Raw genomic sequence first — 14,706 nt, forward strand, 5'->3', positions numbered from 1 at the left:
TACCAAAAGAATATCCTTTCCCTTTCTTTCCAACGAAAACGCCGAAGTCACCCATTGTGCAGAAAATTCGGCAAGTCCCATTCGGGCGCCCCCCGTCCGCCACTCGTAAGACTCCTCAAGGCAATTCAAAACTCGCCATAACCGTATTGCACAGCTTTTTGTGCAATTTAGATGTGGTGTCCCCAATTAATGCGGCACGAATCTCGTGGACTACCGTCCGTTTTCATTCCACTGAATTCGGTGGCAGGGCTTTTGGGGGTCGTGCGTCAGGAGATCTTATGCGTAATCAACCTTCGGTGTCGTCAAGCAATAGGATGGGAAATAAACCTTCTTCGGGGCCGGAAATCGATTACTCCCCCAAGAACCACACCCGCGGTGAAATCCTCCTGTATGGCGGGAAGGTGCTGGTCGTTGTGGGCATCATTTCGGTCCTTTTCTGGATGGTGGAAAAATATTTCTTTTAGCCGAAAGAAACCTCGGTTTGCCGGCAAATTGGAGTAGAGGACATTTGGTTCTATGCCTCGCATTGCAACAACAAACAGAAAACATCTCGAATCGTAGTGCGGTCGGTGAGGTGAATCATTGATAGTTCAACTTTGATCTTCATATTAAAGGAGAAAAACCATGGGCTGGAAATTTTGGCAACGCAATGAGGAAAAAGACGCATCCAAACCCAAACTGCCCAAACCTGCGGCGCTACCCGATAGGATCGGAAGGTTTATGGTGGTCGAGGAAAAGATGGACCCGGACTACGTCTGGGGGCTGAAATGTGCCATGAAACCACATTCGCAAGGTCCGACAAGTATTGCATTCCGCGTTTTCAGCGAAAACTCTTCTCAAAACGCAGGTGTACGGGTTGTGAATTATGATTCGCTGGATGCTCATCCTGAACTGATCATTTTACAAGGCCGGTTCGATAAGCGCTCCGATAAGATAGAAATCCCAAAAGAGGGCTAAATGATCATTTCTAACGCTCCCATTGAAACCGTTTCTTGGAGTATATAGGAAACCCTATGTTTGGCATCGGAATGCAGGAGATGATTGTTATTTTGGTTATTGTTCTGATCATTTTTGGGGCTGGTAAATTACCGGAAATCGGTGGTGGGATGGGCAAGGCGATCCGCAATTTCCGGCAAGCCACCAGAGAGGACGAAAGCATTACCGCTGATCAGATCGAAGAGAAAAAATAACCCATCAATATCCTCAGATTGAGTGGGAACCGAATGACAGGGCGGTGCTGCTGCGTGCATCAACAAAGCAGCACCGCCGGGGAGGCTCATCGGGGGTGATTTCCACCGAAAGATTGGATGCCGGGCCTGATCAGATCGGCATCCGGGCGGCCTCTTTTTTTACCTTTCGTTTGGAAAGTTGATCGAGAATTATCGGAAGGCGGCCCTATCCTGTTCAAGTTTAGAAGGAGAGGAAAACCAATTTGGGTTGGTTTCGCGATGGGCAGCCTCCAGCCACTGCGGTATGGCCGGAATAGATGTCGGGCCAAGGTAGACATGAAGACCGGAATGCCTCCAGAATTGCTCTAACAATCCCAGCGAAGATATGGTGCAGTGTCCCAGGTGCACACACCCGGGCTTGCCGTGGCATGGGCCGTTAAATGCAAAATCGGCAACGATTTGAAAATGTATAAATGCCGAGGGCGTCCCTTGGCACCCGTGGTGAAAACTGAGGTTAAGTTGCCGCTTTGATATTGACACCACACGCATCATGTTGTACAGAAAAAAGTACATGTACAAGGAGGCAAATTATGAAAGCCATTACATACACAGCAGCCCGGCAAAACCTTGCCAAAACCATGGAACAGGTCTGCGAGGATCATTCTCCTATAATAATAACGCGAAAAACCAACGAATCCGTGGTTATCATGTCCCTTGAAGACTATACGGCACTCGAGGAAACCGCCTACCTTTTGCGGTCCCCAAAAAATACCAGGCGTTTGATCGAATCCATCGTCCAACTTGAGGATGAAAAAGGTGTTGAAAGGGATCTTATCGATTGAAATTGTTCTTTTCAGATTATGCCTGGGAGGATTACCTTTACTGGCAAAAGACCGATACAAAAATCCTGCGCCGTATCAATCGGCTGATAAATGAGATCAAGCGCAGGCCCTTTGAAGGCATCGGCAAGCCCGAGCCTCTGAAACAGGCACTCTCCGGATATTGGTCCCGCCGTATCAATGATGAACACCGAATCGTCTACAAAATAACTGATGATGCTGTTCAGATAGCCCAACTGCGCTACCATTATTGACGTCACAGCAACTTCTGGATGCAGCGCAGCGCAGAAATCGGACTTTTCGCGCCGCCATCAAATCTTCAGGATTGCTCGGGTAGACTTGCTGCGGTAAAATCCGACTAAATGATGTACCTGCGGGCGGGATTGTAGCCATCAAGACGAGAAGCCGCGGGCGTACGCTCATGAAAGAGGAGGCCCTATGGCACCTACGTTCTCTTCTGTCGATCGCAATGGCGGCTGGCCGTTCGCTTCCGGCAAAAAAAGGATCCGCCGATTCAGCCTTTGACGGCGCAGGCCAGCAAGCCGGCAAACCGGATTTCCAGGCGCAACTGGCACGCCAAGCCGTTGGCCCGCAGGGCGGCGTGCAGATCGCGGCTGTGGAAACGGTTTTCGGTGGGGTGGACCAGCAGGCGGCGCACCACGGGGTTGGCGTAGACCGGGGGGTAGAGCTCCAGCAGGTAGTAGCGGCCGCCGGGTTTGAGCACCCGGCTGATCTCGCCGACGGCCGCCTGCCAGTCGGGCACGTGGTGCAGAAAGCCGAACCCGAATACGGCGTCGAAGCGCGCCGCACCGTAGGGCAGGCGGACGGCGTCGGCCACGCAGAGGTGGACCCCGGCCGCAGTTTGGCGGGTCAGGCGGCGCCGGGCCATGGCCACCATGACGGGGTCCAGGTCCAGTACGTGGAGGGCCGCCGGCCGCAGCCGGCGCCGCAATACCTCGGCCCCGGCCCCCCGGCCGCAGCCGATTTCAAGCACCGTTGCGTTGGCCGCAACCGGCAGGCGGCGCTGGAACCACAGGATTTCCCCGCGCTGCATCAGCAGCCGCAGGGGGCTGTTGACCACCCAGCGCTCCATGCGGTTGAGCTTCACGGGGGCCCCCCGGCCTTGCGCGCCACGTGCACCACCGAGATGCCGTTGGTCTGGCGGCGATAGCTCACGCGCGCAAAGCCGATCCCCCGCAGCATCTCGCTGAGTTCATCCGGCAGGGGAAAGGTGCGGATCGATTCGGGCAGGTGGGTGTAGGCCTGGCGCGAGCCTGCGAGGAGCTCGCCCAGTTGCGGCATGATGTGGAACGAGTAGAAATCGTAGAGCAATCTGAAGACCGGATCGGTGGGCTTGGAAAACTCCAGGCACATCATGACCCCGCCGGGCGCCAGAACCCGGAACATCTCCTGAAACCCCCGCTCCGGGTGGGTGACGTTGCGGATCCCGTAGCCCACCATGGCGGCATTGAAGCTGCCGTCGGTGAAGGGGAGCCCCTCGGCGTTGCCCTGGGTGTGGCAGATCCGGCGGCCGTTGGCCGATGCGGCCACCTTGCCGCGGCCGGCGGCCATCATTTCCCAGTTGATGTCGCAGATCACCACCCGGCCATTGGTGCCCACGCGCCTGGCGGCCAGAATGGCCAGGTCCCCGGTGCCGCCGCAGAGGTCCAGCACCCGGTCGCCGAGCTTGAGGCCCATCATCCGGACCGACTGACGCTTCCAGGCGTGGTGAATCCCGAAACTGAGCAGGGTGTTCATGAAATCGTAATGGCGGGCCACCGAGTCGAAGTGCCGGCGCACCCGGCGTTCCTTTTCCGCCTCCGGCACCGCCTCGTAGCCGAAAAACGTTTTGGGGGGTGCGGTCTCTTTTTCGGCGAGCTTCTCCTGCCGTTTGCGGCGGTCAACCCACGCGCTGGTTTTCAGGGGCATCCAGAGGTCCTCTACGGCTGGCGGGTGTGAACGGTTTTTTAGCATCCGGCCCGCTGCGGCGTTTCGCGCGGGTCGGGCACTTCCATAGCAGACAGGGCCTGAAATTGCCAGTGCAATAAGCCGCTTGCCGGCCCCTTTAAAGGAATCGCCGCGCCCATGGATACCGACTGGAACGACCTCAAGGAATCCAACGAGTTTTTGAAGCTGCTGCTGGAGAACATCAATTCGGCGGTCCTGATCGCGGATGAACACTTGCAGATCCACCAGTTCAATCGTGTCTTCCTGCAGCTTTTCGACCAGGCCGGCAACCGCATGGCCGAGAAGTCCTTCGGGCGGATCTCGGGCTGCGTGCACGCCGTGCAGGAGAACAAGCCCTGCGGCGAGACCTCCCAGTGCCGCTTCTGCCTGCTGCGCCGCTCGCTGGTCAAGACCTTTCTTGAGAAGACACCTTCGGACAAACTCTGGCTGGAGCGGGTCTTTTACATCAACGGCCGCCCGGTGGAGAAATTCCTGGAATTCAGCACGCGCCACATCACCTTCCGCGGCCGCAAAATGATCCTGGTGATCATCTACGACGTCACCGACATCGAGAAGCAGAAAATCGAGCTGGAGAAAAAACAGCGCCAGCTGGACCTGGACCTCCAGGCGGCGGCCGGCATCCAGCAGAGCCTGCTGCCCAAATGCTGCCCGACGCGCACCAACCTCCGTCTGGCCTGGAAGTTCGAACCCAGCGGGCAGGTGGGGGGCGACATCTTCAACCTCTGCGAGACCTGCCCGGGGCGGCTTGGTCTCTACATGCTGGATGTCTGCGGACACGGGGTTTCGGCCGCGATGATTTCGGTCACGGTCTCCCAGTTTCTCCAAAGCCTGGGTGCACCTGATGGCGGTGCGGGCGCCTTTCCGGACCCCGCCGGGGTACTCACGCGCCTCAACCGCGAATTTCCCTTTGAGCGCTTCGACAGCTACTTCACCATCGTCTTCGTGGATATCGATCTCACCAGTGGTGAGATGCGCTACAGCTGCGCCGGCCACCCGCCGCCGGTTTTGCTGCCCCACGCCGGTGGTCTTGAGGTTTTGGGGCAGCATGGCCCGGTGATCGGCCTGGATGAGGGCGTCGTGTTTAAGCAGCATCGCCGCCGCCTGCGGCCCGGCGACCGCCTGGTGCTCTACACCGACGGGCTGGTGGATGTCGCCAACCAGGCGGGCGAGCTGTTCGGGCGCCGGCGGCTGCACGCCGCGCTGCAGGCGGCCTGGCCCGAACCGGTGGCGGGTCTGGCCGATGGCGTCTACGACGCCGTCAAGGACTTTGGCGGCGACCGGCGCCCCGAAGACGACCTCAGCCTGATGGTGGTGGAGTATACCGTTCATTCCGCCTGAGTCCGGGAGGCGGCCGCGGCCCGCCGTTGACATCCGGGGCGCTTTCCCCTTATGGTTTCAGGGCGACCCGGCGGCCGGTCTGCTGCCCCTGACCGCCGCCCGGGTGCTTTCCTGCCGCTTCCCCCAACCGCCGGAGGTCTCCAATGAACGAGCTTCTGTTTTCCCCCATCCGCATTGGCGCACTGACCTTGAAGAATCGCCTGACCATGGCCCCCCTCTACCTGGGCTACGCCGGGGAGGGCGGCACGGTGAGCGATCTTTTACTGGAGCACTACCGCCAGATGGCGGCCAGCGGGGTGGCCCTGGTGGTGGTGGAAAACGCCACCGTCGACCACCCCGCCGGCAGCGGGTCCCACCGCACCCTGCGGGCCGACAGCGACGCTAACCTCCCCGGCCTGACCCGTCTGGCGCAGACCATCCAGGCCCAGGGCGCCCTGGCCTGCCTGCAGCTCAACCACGCCGGCCGTTTTGCCGGCGCCGCCGAACAGCCCGTGGCGCCCTCGGCCGTGGAAACCTTCGGCCGCCTGCCCAAGGCCCTGGAAGAAGAGGAAATCGGCGCCATCGCGGCCAAATTCGCCGATGCCGCCCGGCGCGCCTGCGCAGCCGGCTTCGACATGGTGGAACTGCACGGCGGCACCGGCTATCTGCTGGCCCAGTTCGTCTCGCCGCACACCAACCGCCGGACCGACGCCTACGGCGGCAGCCCGCAGGGTCGGCTGCGCTTTCCGCTGGAGGTGGTCCAGGCGGTCACGGCGGCGGTGGGCCCCGCGCCAGTGGGATACCGCTTTCTGGCTGACGAGTGGCTTCCCGGTGGCCTGAAGCCGGCGGAGTCGACTCCTTTCGCGGCGGCATTGGAGGCCGCGGGCATCGCCTACCTCTCGGTCATGGGGGGCACCTATGAATCCTTCTTCTTGCCGGATATAATCTCCCGCGGAAGGCAGGACGGCTACATGGTCGACCTGGCGGCGGGGGTCAAGCAGCGCGTCGGCATCCCGGTGATCACCGCCGGCCGTCTGTCCGGCGGGGCCCTCTGCGAAAGGGTGCTGCAGGCTGGGCAGGCTGACCTAATCGGGCTGGCGCGGGTCCTGTGGGCCGACCCCGAATGGCCCGTCAAGGTGCGCGAGGGGCGCGAAGACGCCATCCTGCACTGCGACCCCGACTGTGGCGACACCTGCACCCAGCTGGTGATCAAAGGCCTGCCGGCCTTCTGCGTCCGCTGGCCGCGGGCCAAGCGGCAGGCTTTGAAAGCCATGTTCATTTGAGGTTTTGAAATCGGCCGAAGAAAGGCGCCCGTGATGGCCGGATACCAGCTGACCTGGATCACCGACGATCTCGCCGTGGGCTACGCCCCCATGTCCTACGATGAACTGGATGCCATCCGCGCCCAGGGCATCGACGCCATCGTCAACCTCTGCGGCGAATTCTGCGACCTGCACGAAATCGAGGAAAACTCGGGCTTCGAGGTCTACTACCTGCCCATCGAAGATGAGTGCGCCCCCGAGATGGCCTCCATGGAAACCGCTCTGGACTGGCTGGACGAGGCCATCTACCTGGGCAAGAAGGTCCTGGTGCACTGCCGCCACGGGATCGGGCGCACCGGCACCTTCGTGACCTCCTATCTCCTGCGCCGCGGGCTGGGGCTGAAGGCCGCGGAGAAAAGGCTGCGGCACACCCGCGCCAAACCCACCAATTACTGCCAGTGGCGCTTGGTGAAAAAATTCGGCAAGAAATCCGGGGTCCTGAAGGTTCGCCAGCCCACCCTGGAGAGCCGCGCGGCGGTGGATCTGGGTCCCTTTTTCGATCACTACGAAAGCCTGGTGCAGATGGTTGCGGAGAACCTGGCGGCGGCCGGCGAGCACCCGGGCTGCGGGCGGGAAACCGATCTGTGCTGCCGGCGCTACTTCGAAATCCAGCTGATCGAGGTGGTTTACCTGAGTACCCAGATGAACCGCACTCTCAAGCGCGCGGCCCGGACCGAGGTCATCGCGGCCGCGATGCAGGCCTACGGCCAAACCCGCGCCCTGCGCAGCAGCCTGGCGCATCTGCGGAGCGATCCGGACGCCTTCCAGGACGCGGTCAAAAACGCCTGCGACCAGGCCGGGCTGCTCTGCCCGTTGAATCAGGACGGGCGCTGCGCGGTCTTCGACCGCCGCCCCATCCGCTGCCGGGTCTTCGGGGTGGCCCATGAGATCGTCGCCGGCAAGATCATCGGTAACACCCTTTTCAATCTTTCCGCCAGCCTCTACCAAGAGTTTACCGGCCAGCAGCTCCAGGACCGGCGGCTGACCTTTTCGCTGGCCGAAACCGTCTCCGGCCGCTATGTCGAGAAATACTTTCGCTTTCTCTCGCAGTTGAGTCAGACAAACGGCGACACGCCGGCGGCCCCGGGCTGAGCCGACGAACCGAATGAAAGCGGCAGGCGCGGCCCGGATGGACCAACCCTGATGAAGCGGTAAAAAGCCGAAAACCAGACAGTTTCGTAAAAAGCTCAAGTTACGGCGCGCAAATCTCAGCGGCGTGAGGCGTACACCTTTACGCCGCAGGGACTTCGAGATGCAGCGCAACGCAGAAATTGGGCTTTTTACGGAACTGTCGCCCTGGACGCACAATTTCAGCGGGATATCCCCATGAACTGGACCTTCTCCGGTTTTGTGATTGCCGTTGAGCTGATCGGGATCGCCAGTGCCGTGCACGCCCTTTTCACCGTGCGCACGGCCCAGGGCACGGTCGCGTGGGTCGTCGGCCTGATCGCCTTCCCGTGGCTGGCGCTGCCGCTCTACTGGTTTTTCGGCAGCCGGCGCTTCGAGGCCCATTCGCGCGCGATGCAGGAAAAACTCAGCCGGCACCAGGAGCACATCGATCGCGCCCACGCCGGAATGGCCCCATTTCAGGTGGATCCCCGCGACGTCCGGCCCGGGGCGGCCCTGGCCCTGGCGGCCATCGCCCGGAAGTCGTTTTTGCGCGGCAACCGACTGGATCTGCTGATTGACGGGGGGGCCACCTTCGACGCCATTTTGGCTGAAATCGCCGGGGCCAAGCACGCCATCTACGTGCAGTTTTACATCATGCGCAACGACGGCCTGGGGAGGCGCCTGCTGGAGGCGCTTGCCGCCAAGGCGGCCGAGGGCGTGGCGGTCTGCTTTCTGATCGACAGTTTCGGCGGGGCGGCGATGACCCCCAGGGTCATGCGTAAATGGCGCGCCCGGGGGGTCCGCATGGCCGCCTTCAGCGCCTTGAGCGGCTGGCGCGACCGATGGCGGCTCAACTTCCGCAACCACCGCAAAAACGTGATCGTAGACGGCCGGATCGGCTTCATTGGCGGCCACAATGTCGGCGACGAATACCTCGGGCTAAATCCCAAATACGGCCGCTGGCGCGACACCCACATTCGCGTGGCGGGGCCGATCGCGCTGCAGCTGCAGATGGTCTTTGCCGCCGATTGGTATTTCGCCACCGGCGAGATCCTGGACGCCTCCTGGCAGCCCCACGACCCCGAACCGGAACGCGCTGGGTGCCAGGCCCTGGTGCTGGCCTCCGGGCCTTCCGACCCCCAGGAGCGCTGCACCCTCTTCTTTCTCCATGCCATCTCCATGGCCCAGCGCAGGCTCTGGATCGCCAGCCCCTATTTCGTGCCCGACGAGGGGATCATCCAGGCGCTGCAGCTCGCCGCCATTCGGGGGGTCGAGGTCCGGCTCCTGCTGCCCATGAAGCCGGATCAGCTCCTGGTCTGGCTGGCCTCATTCGCCCTACTCAAGGAGCTCGACCACCCCGGGATTCACGTTCACCGCTTCACCGGCGGGTTTCTGCACCACAAGGCGCTGCTGGTGGACGAAAGCTTCGCGGCGGTGGGCACCAAGAATTTCGACAACCGCTCCTTCCGGCTGAACTTCGAGATCACCCTCGCCGTTACCGACGCCGGCTTTGCGGCCGAGGTCGCGGCGATGTTCACTCGGGATTTTGGCGAGTCGCTGGAGGTCGGCGCCCGGGCCTACGACGCGCTGCCGTTTCATCTCAAGGTCGGCGCCAAGGCCGCGCGGCTGCTGGCGCCTGTGCTCTGAGCCGCGGCGCGCCTGTGGTCAGAAGTGAAGGGGCCGGCCATCGGGTGGGCTGCCACCCAATGCCGATATAGAGTCAGGATGCCGATATTTCGGCACCTTTAAGGCCTTGGCGCAATCTTCAGGCGCCGCTTGCCACTCGCAGAAATCAATTGATTCAGATGAGTTATCCCTGTTTTTGCAGCCTTCCGCAGGCTTTAGTATGGATTTCGCATTACCACTTCAGTGTTGCCCTGACCCTGCCTGATCCAGAACTGAAATTGATACCTTTGGAGACCAGGTCCCGGGAACGCCTTTGGGAAGGAAAACAAAAAACCAGAAAGGAACATCCATCATGAAAAAGACAGTCAAAGCGGTTTTGGCAATGGGCATCGGTTTGGCGTTCGCGGGGGGTATCATTTCCTGCGCCACCACGGGTTCGCAAACGCCGGAAGCCGCACCTAAACCGCAAAAGGCGGGTTTTCTCGGAGAATACGCCGAGAATTTAGCGCCCGGCCCCGAGGGCGGGGCCAAGATGCGCTGGTTGAAACCGGGGGTTGATTTTGCGAAATACAACAAGGTGATGCTGGACAGCGTCATCTTCTTCTTTGCTGACGACTCGGAATACAAGGGCATCGATGCCAACGAATTGAAGGAACTGGCCGACGGCTTCAACCTGCAACTGGTCACCACCCTCAAAGAACGCTATCCCATCGTGGCCGAACCCGGCCCGGACGTCCTTCGGGTCCGAATCGCCATCACGGACCTCAAGCAGAGCCGGCCCGGCTTGAGCGGTATCAGCACGGTCGTCCCGATTGGATTGGGTGTGAGTATTCTCAAGAAGGGCGCCACGGGTTCGTGGGCGGGGTCGGGGTCGACCAGTGCGGAGTTGATGGCGCTGGACTCGCTGTCCAACGATGTCATTGCCGTTGCCCAGGACGATAGAAGCGCCGCCTTCACCGAACGCTTCACCAAGTGGGGATCGGCGGAGGAAGCCTTCAAGTTCTGGTCGGAGAGGATCAAATTGTTCCTGGACAACGCCCGCGGTGCCAAGCAGTAGTCTGACGTCGACAGAGCGCTGAGCGTTGCGGTCAAGTTGCGCTTCCTGGTTCTTGCCCGGCCGGTGCCGGACCCGGGTGGCGCAGCCACCGGCTGGGGTCCAGGCCGCCGGCCGGACAAGGGCGATTGGGTCCCGCGGCGCTTCCGGGTCAGGCGTCGATTCGGGACAAAACGCCTGGTTGCGGGCGGGAGTAAAATTACATGAAAAACGTTGTGAAACGCTTCGCGTGGATACTGGCCTACCTGTTACTGTTCGCTTGCTTCGCCAGCGGGGTTATATGGGCGCAGAAGTTCCCGCAACCCAAGGCGAAAAAGCCCGCGGCCGCCCCCCAGGAGATCGTGCTGCCCGCCCACCTGCAGACCCCGGAGCAGGTTGAGGCTTTCATGGGCCCGCTGACCGACGAGCAGGCACGCCAGGTGCTGGCCCGGGTCCTGAAAGGGCAGGCGGCCGCGGAAATTCTGCCGGATGCGGGGCGGCCGGCCTTCGGGGTCCGGGGCAATCGGCTGGGGCAGGCATTCTACGGGGCGGCCGACGCCGCCGCGGCACTGGTGAAAAAGCTGTCCGGGACCCTCGGTGAGGCGGACGCCCGATCACAGAATCTGGGCGATGCCTGGCAAAAGCTGACCGGCGGCGGGGGCGTGGGACGCTTCGCCCGCATCCTGCTGGCCCTTTTTTTCATCCTGGCTGCGGGGTTGCTGCTGAGAGGGCTGCTTTTTCGCCGGACCCGGGATGTCCGCGAAAGGTCGCTCGCCTCGCTGCGATTGGGGGTGGTGGGGTTTTGGGGGCGGGTTGCCGCCCACCTGACCCAGGAGATCCTGGGGGTCGCCGTGTTCGCGGCCACCACCTTCATTCTCTTTGTGTTTTTTTTCCAAAAGGGGGACCCCGGCTACGCCTTCGTTTCGATCTATCTGATTGTCAGCTACTATCTGATGCTGATGGTGGTTGCGGCCAAGGTCGTTTTTTCACCAGACAACCCGACCCTGCGCCTGTTCCCGATGCCGGACGGCGACGCCGCCTTTCTTTATCGCTGGCTCCTCCGCATCGCGGCCGGGGCTGCCGTGATCGCCGGGGCGAGTGCCGTGCTGGAAGAGATCGGCGCCGGCGAACCGGTGTGGGTCGTGCTTTACAGCCTGGCCGGCGTATACATCACCATCGTCCTGGTGGCCATGATCTGGAAAAGCCGCCGGCGGGTTGCCGAGGCCATCCGGCCGGCGGGTGCGGAAACCGCGGAAGGCGGCCCACGGGCCGCCCTCGCCCAGTACTGGCACTACCTGGCCAGCGTCTACGTGCTCGGCATGGGCGCTTTCTGGGTTGCGGATGTCCTCTTGGGGGAAGGCACCCGGGTGCTCAACCTGGTCCTCAGCCTGTTCGTGATCCCGGTTTTCATCGGGCTGGACCAGTGGGGGCTGCGACTTCTCAAGCTGGCCTCGGGCGAGGTGGCGGAGCTGTTCGATCTGAGCAGCGACCGGGTGCGGGAGTTGCCGCCCCTGGCTGAGGAGAGCAGGATCAAGCATTACGCGCCGCTGATCCTGAAGTTCTATCGGCTGGTGTTGGCGGCGTTTCTTTTCTTCATCGTGCTGGGCCTGTGGGGGGTGAGTTGGACCGTCGGCAGGTTCTTTACTTCACACGTGTTCAGCATCGTCGTGACCCTGCTGCTGGGCTTTATCGCCTGGGAGTTCGTCAAGGCCCGCATCGACAGCCGGCTGCGCCAGGAAATGCCGGCGGCCGACGAAGAGATGGAGGAGGGCGGGGCAAGCGGCTCCCGCATCGGAACGCTCCTCGTGCTCCTGCGCAAGTTCGTTCTGACGGTGTTGTTCGTGATCGTTTCGCTGATCGTGCTCTCCGCCCTCGGGGTGAACATCGGCCCCCTGATCGCCGGCGCCGGGGTCATCGGCCTGGCCATCGGTTTCGGTGCCCAGACCCTGGTGCGGGACATCATCTCCGGCGTGTTCTTCCTGATCGACGACTCTTTTCGCATCGGGGACTACGTGGAGTCCGGTGAGGTCAAAGGAACCGTCGAGAAAATCTCGCTGCGCTCCATGAAGCTGCGCCATCCCCGGGGAATGGTCTACACCGTACCCTTCGGGAATTTGAAATCGGTCACCAACTTCAGCCGGGACTACATCATCACCAAGCTGGAATTCCGCGTGCGCTATGACACCGACGTGGAAATGGTGCGCAAGATCATCAAGAAGATCAACAAGCAGCTGCGCAAAGACGAGGCCTTCAACCGCGCCATGCTGGGTGATCTCAAGTCCCAGGGGGTGAAGCAATTTGAAGACTCGGGCATGATCCTGAGGGTCAAGTTCAAGACAGTGCCCGGGGAGCAGTTCATCATTCGCCGGGAGGTCTTCCGGATGATCCAGGAGGAGTTTCACGCCAACGGCATCGAGTTCGCCCACCGCAACGTCACCGTTTACATGCCGCCAGAGCTACAGACCCCGGCGAGCGAGGCCGGACAGTCGGTGAAGACCGCCCAATCCGTCGATCAGAATGTCCTCCAGGCGGGCGCGGCGGCCGCTCAGGCCGTGCTCCAGCAGGAAGAGGAAGACCGGCTGAAGGCTCAGGCGGGGACCAAAGGGAAAGGGAAATAGAAGGCGATTCGGATGGGGTGTTGAAGTCCATGTTTTCAAATCCAAAGCTCCTGGGGATCGGTTGCGGGGTGATCTGGTTCTGGCTTCTTTTGGTGATGCCTGAGAATGCCGCTTCCCAAGACGACGCTGCGGTTTCACCCAAGCTGGTGGTGGGGACGGTGGTGGCGCCGCCGATGGCCATGAAAAACGCCGATGGCCGATGGGAGGGCTTCGGTATCGAAGTCTGGGGGACCGTGGCCGAGGAGATGGGCGTTTTGTTCGAGATTCGCGAATTCGGCAGCCTGGGTCTTTTGGTGGATGCGATCAAAAACGGAGACATAGACGTCATCCCTTCCTTGCCTGTGGAGGCGCGGTACGAAGCTTTCATGGATTTCGCCCAATCCTACCTGAAATCGGGATTGGCCATTGCGGTGCCGGTGGCAGGTGCCGGTGGCAGATTGCGGAGCGTTACCGCAAGCCTATTTTCAAAGGATATCCTGCAAGCGGTTGGTCTGCTGGTCCTGATGTCGCTGATAGCCGGGATGGTCGTCTGGGGGTTTGAAAGGCGGTCCAACCGCGAAATGTTCGGTGGTGGGGCTGGGAAGGGGATCGGCCAAGGCCTCTGGTGGTCCATGACGACCATGACCACCGTGGGATATGGAGACAAGGCGCCAAAGACAATCGGCGGGCGGATCACTGCGGCCGTCTGGATGCTCTCATCGATCGTCTTTATCTCCAGCTTTACGGCCCACATCACGACCTCGCTGACCGTCGGTGAGCTGCGCGGCAAGGTTCGCGGCTTTCACGATCTTTTCAATGCCCGCGTCGGGTCCATACCCGAATCCGAGGCCATGATTTTCCTGGCTAGCCGCGGGATGGCCGCAAAGCCCTTTAAAACCATATCCGAAGGGTTGCAGGCGGTCGCCGACAAGAAAATAGATGCGTTTGTGTTGAATGAAGTCATACTGAAGTACTTTGTAAAAAATGAATTTCCCGGGCGGGTGCGGGTCATACCCGGAATTTTTGATGAATATTTTGTCGGCATCGGCTTGCAAGCCGGAAGCCCGCTGCGCAAACCGGTCAGCCAGGCATTGCTGGAGTTGATGAAAACCGAAAAATGGACTGAACTGCTCAATCGCTATAAACTGAATTCTTGATTTTAAATGTTTGTGTTCGCTAATCGTTAAACCAAAGCCAGGGAAGACTGGCGGATAATTGGCATGTCAACCCGACACCTGATGGCCTGCCATGACTGCGACCTGCTCTACCGCATGCCTGCCGTTGCCGAGGGCATGACGGCCACCTGCGTCCGTTGCGGGGCGGTGCTCGCCAGGCCCAAACGCAACGGCCTGGAGCGCTCGCTGGCCCTGGCGGTGGCCGGCCTGGTTCTTTTCGTGCTGGCCAACAGCTTCCCGTTTCTGGGCTTCAAGGTCCAGGGCCAGGTCCGGGAGACGCTGCTCTTAACCGGGATCTGGGAGTTGCACCTGCAGGGGATGCCCCAGGTAGCCTTGCTGGTGTTTGTCACCACCGTTCTCGCCCCGCTGGCGCAGCTGCTCGCGCTGGTTTACATCCTGCTGCCGCTGAGGCGCGATCGTCCGGCACCCGGCATGTTTCAAGTCTTCCGCTGGCTGCGCAGCATCGCGCCCTGGAGCATGACGGAGGTGTTCATGCTGGGGATTCTGGTCTCGGTCGTCAAGCTGGCCAAGATGGCCCAGATCATCCCGG

Annotated in this window: 15 protein-coding genes; 13 read left to right on the plus strand and 2 right to left on the minus strand. The window is 61.1% G+C overall.

What is annotated here, in order from left to right:
- The first annotated feature begins 314 nt into the window (after positions 1–314).
- The 5 genes from LJE63_01630 to LJE63_01650 all read left to right on the plus strand — a co-directional run bounded on the left by LJE63_01630 (position 315) and on the right by LJE63_01650 (position 2,262).
- Positions 315–464: a hypothetical protein gene (locus LJE63_01630; protein ID MCG6905297.1), complete on the plus strand. Its 150-nt coding sequence runs from the start codon at positions 315–317 to the stop codon at positions 462–464.
- 160 nt (positions 465–624) lie between these two features.
- A complete protein-coding gene (locus LJE63_01635; GenBank protein ID MCG6905298.1) occupies positions 625–957 on the plus strand; it encodes a hypothetical protein in 333 nt (110 codons plus the stop codon).
- A gap of 56 nt (positions 958–1,013) precedes the next feature.
- Positions 1,014–1,190 (plus strand): twin-arginine translocase TatA/TatE family subunit, encoded by a 177-nt coding sequence (locus tag LJE63_01640; protein ID MCG6905299.1) that lies wholly within the window; start codon positions 1,014–1,016, stop codon positions 1,188–1,190.
- A 569-nt stretch (positions 1,191–1,759) separates the two neighbouring features.
- Entirely contained in the window at positions 1,760–2,011 is a 252-nt protein-coding gene (locus LJE63_01645; protein MCG6905300.1) for a type II toxin-antitoxin system prevent-host-death family antitoxin, read from the plus strand.
- The gene (locus LJE63_01650; protein MCG6905301.1) at positions 2,008–2,262 is read left to right on the plus strand and encodes a Txe/YoeB family addiction module toxin; all 255 of its coding nucleotides are present in this window, start codon (positions 2,008–2,010) and stop codon (positions 2,260–2,262) included. Before LJE63_01645 ends, LJE63_01650 begins: the two co-directional genes overlap by 4 nt.
- Before the next feature lie 260 nt (positions 2,263–2,522).
- Here the strand turns inward: LJE63_01650 and LJE63_01655 are convergent, their stop codons facing one another.
- The gene (locus LJE63_01655) at positions 2,523–3,116 is read right to left on the minus strand and encodes a class I SAM-dependent methyltransferase (protein MCG6905302.1); all 594 of its coding nucleotides are present in this window, start codon (positions 3,114–3,116) and stop codon (positions 2,523–2,525) included.
- Positions 3,113–3,937: a bifunctional demethylmenaquinone methyltransferase/2-methoxy-6-polyprenyl-1,4-benzoquinol methylase UbiE gene (gene ubiE, locus LJE63_01660; GenBank protein ID MCG6905303.1), complete on the minus strand. Its 825-nt coding sequence runs from the start codon at positions 3,935–3,937 to the stop codon at positions 3,113–3,115. Before ubiE ends, LJE63_01655 begins: the two co-directional genes overlap by 4 nt.
- 156 nt (positions 3,938–4,093) lie before the next feature.
- On the opposite strand from ubiE, the gene LJE63_01665 reads away from it, so the two are divergent.
- The 8 genes from LJE63_01665 to LJE63_01700 all read left to right on the plus strand — a co-directional run.
- A complete protein-coding gene (locus LJE63_01665; GenBank protein ID MCG6905304.1) occupies positions 4,094–5,314 on the plus strand; it encodes a SpoIIE family protein phosphatase in 1,221 nt (406 codons plus the stop codon).
- Positions 5,315–5,457: 143 nt separating this feature from the next.
- A complete protein-coding gene (locus tag LJE63_01670) occupies positions 5,458–6,576 on the plus strand; it encodes an NADH:flavin oxidoreductase (protein MCG6905305.1) in 1,119 nt (372 codons plus the stop codon).
- A 33-nt stretch (positions 6,577–6,609) separates the two neighbouring features.
- On the plus strand, positions 6,610–7,707 hold the full coding sequence (locus LJE63_01675; protein ID MCG6905306.1) for a dual specificity protein phosphatase family protein: 1,098 nt from the start codon (positions 6,610–6,612) through the stop codon (positions 7,705–7,707).
- Between the two features lie 234 nt (positions 7,708–7,941).
- Positions 7,942–9,372 carry a cardiolipin synthase gene (gene cls / locus LJE63_01680; GenBank protein MCG6905307.1) on the plus strand — a complete coding sequence of 477 codons (1,431 nt, stop codon included), beginning with the start codon at positions 7,942–7,944 and terminating at the stop codon, positions 9,370–9,372.
- Between the two features lie 331 nt (positions 9,373–9,703).
- Positions 9,704–10,408 carry a DUF3313 domain-containing protein gene (locus LJE63_01685; GenBank protein MCG6905308.1) on the plus strand — a complete coding sequence of 235 codons (705 nt, stop codon included), beginning with the start codon at positions 9,704–9,706 and terminating at the stop codon, positions 10,406–10,408.
- 200 nt (positions 10,409–10,608) lie between these two features.
- On the plus strand, positions 10,609–13,002 hold the full coding sequence (locus LJE63_01690) for a mechanosensitive ion channel family protein (GenBank protein MCG6905309.1): 2,394 nt from the start codon (positions 10,609–10,611) through the stop codon (positions 13,000–13,002).
- Between the two features lie 29 nt (positions 13,003–13,031).
- On the plus strand, positions 13,032–14,138 hold the full coding sequence (locus tag LJE63_01695) for a transporter substrate-binding domain-containing protein (GenBank protein ID MCG6905310.1): 1,107 nt from the start codon (positions 13,032–13,034) through the stop codon (positions 14,136–14,138).
- A gap of 63 nt (positions 14,139–14,201) precedes the next feature.
- Positions 14,202–14,706 (plus strand): paraquat-inducible protein A (locus tag LJE63_01700; protein ID MCG6905311.1); only part of this gene is annotated, 505 nt, incomplete at its 3' end.

Source organism: Desulfobacteraceae bacterium (assembly GCA_022340425.1).
Classification (GTDB): domain Bacteria; phylum Desulfobacterota; class Desulfobacteria; order Desulfobacterales; family JAABRJ01; genus JAABRJ01.

What these genes read in the sequence shown, in the direction of transcription:
- LJE63_01690 (MCG6905309.1), top strand. Translation starts at nt 10,609, where the DNA reads ATGAAAAACGTTGTGAAACGCTTCGCGTGGATACTGGCCTACCTGTTA.
- LJE63_01635 (MCG6905298.1), top strand. Translation starts at nt 625, where the DNA reads ATGGGCTGGAAATTTTGGCAACGCAATGAGGAAAAAGACGCATCCAAA.
- LJE63_01695 (MCG6905310.1), top strand. Translation starts at nt 13,032, where the DNA reads ATGTTTTCAAATCCAAAGCTCCTGGGGATCGGTTGCGGGGTGATCTGG.
- cls (MCG6905307.1), top strand. Translation starts at nt 7,942, where the DNA reads ATGAACTGGACCTTCTCCGGTTTTGTGATTGCCGTTGAGCTGATCGGG.
- LJE63_01670 (MCG6905305.1), top strand. Translation starts at nt 5,458, where the DNA reads ATGAACGAGCTTCTGTTTTCCCCCATCCGCATTGGCGCACTGACCTTG.
- LJE63_01665 (MCG6905304.1), top strand. Translation starts at nt 4,094, where the DNA reads ATGGATACCGACTGGAACGACCTCAAGGAATCCAACGAGTTTTTGAAG.
- ubiE (MCG6905303.1), bottom strand. Translation starts at nt 3,937, where the DNA reads ATGCCCCTGAAAACCAGCGCGTGGGTTGACCGCCGCAAACGGCAGGAG.
- LJE63_01685 (MCG6905308.1), top strand. Translation starts at nt 9,704, where the DNA reads ATGAAAAAGACAGTCAAAGCGGTTTTGGCAATGGGCATCGGTTTGGCG.
- LJE63_01630 (MCG6905297.1), top strand. Translation starts at nt 315, where the DNA reads ATGGGAAATAAACCTTCTTCGGGGCCGGAAATCGATTACTCCCCCAAG.
- LJE63_01675 (MCG6905306.1), top strand. Translation starts at nt 6,610, where the DNA reads ATGGCCGGATACCAGCTGACCTGGATCACCGACGATCTCGCCGTGGGC.
- LJE63_01640 (MCG6905299.1), top strand. Translation starts at nt 1,014, where the DNA reads ATGTTTGGCATCGGAATGCAGGAGATGATTGTTATTTTGGTTATTGTT.
- LJE63_01645 (MCG6905300.1), top strand. Translation starts at nt 1,760, where the DNA reads ATGAAAGCCATTACATACACAGCAGCCCGGCAAAACCTTGCCAAAACC.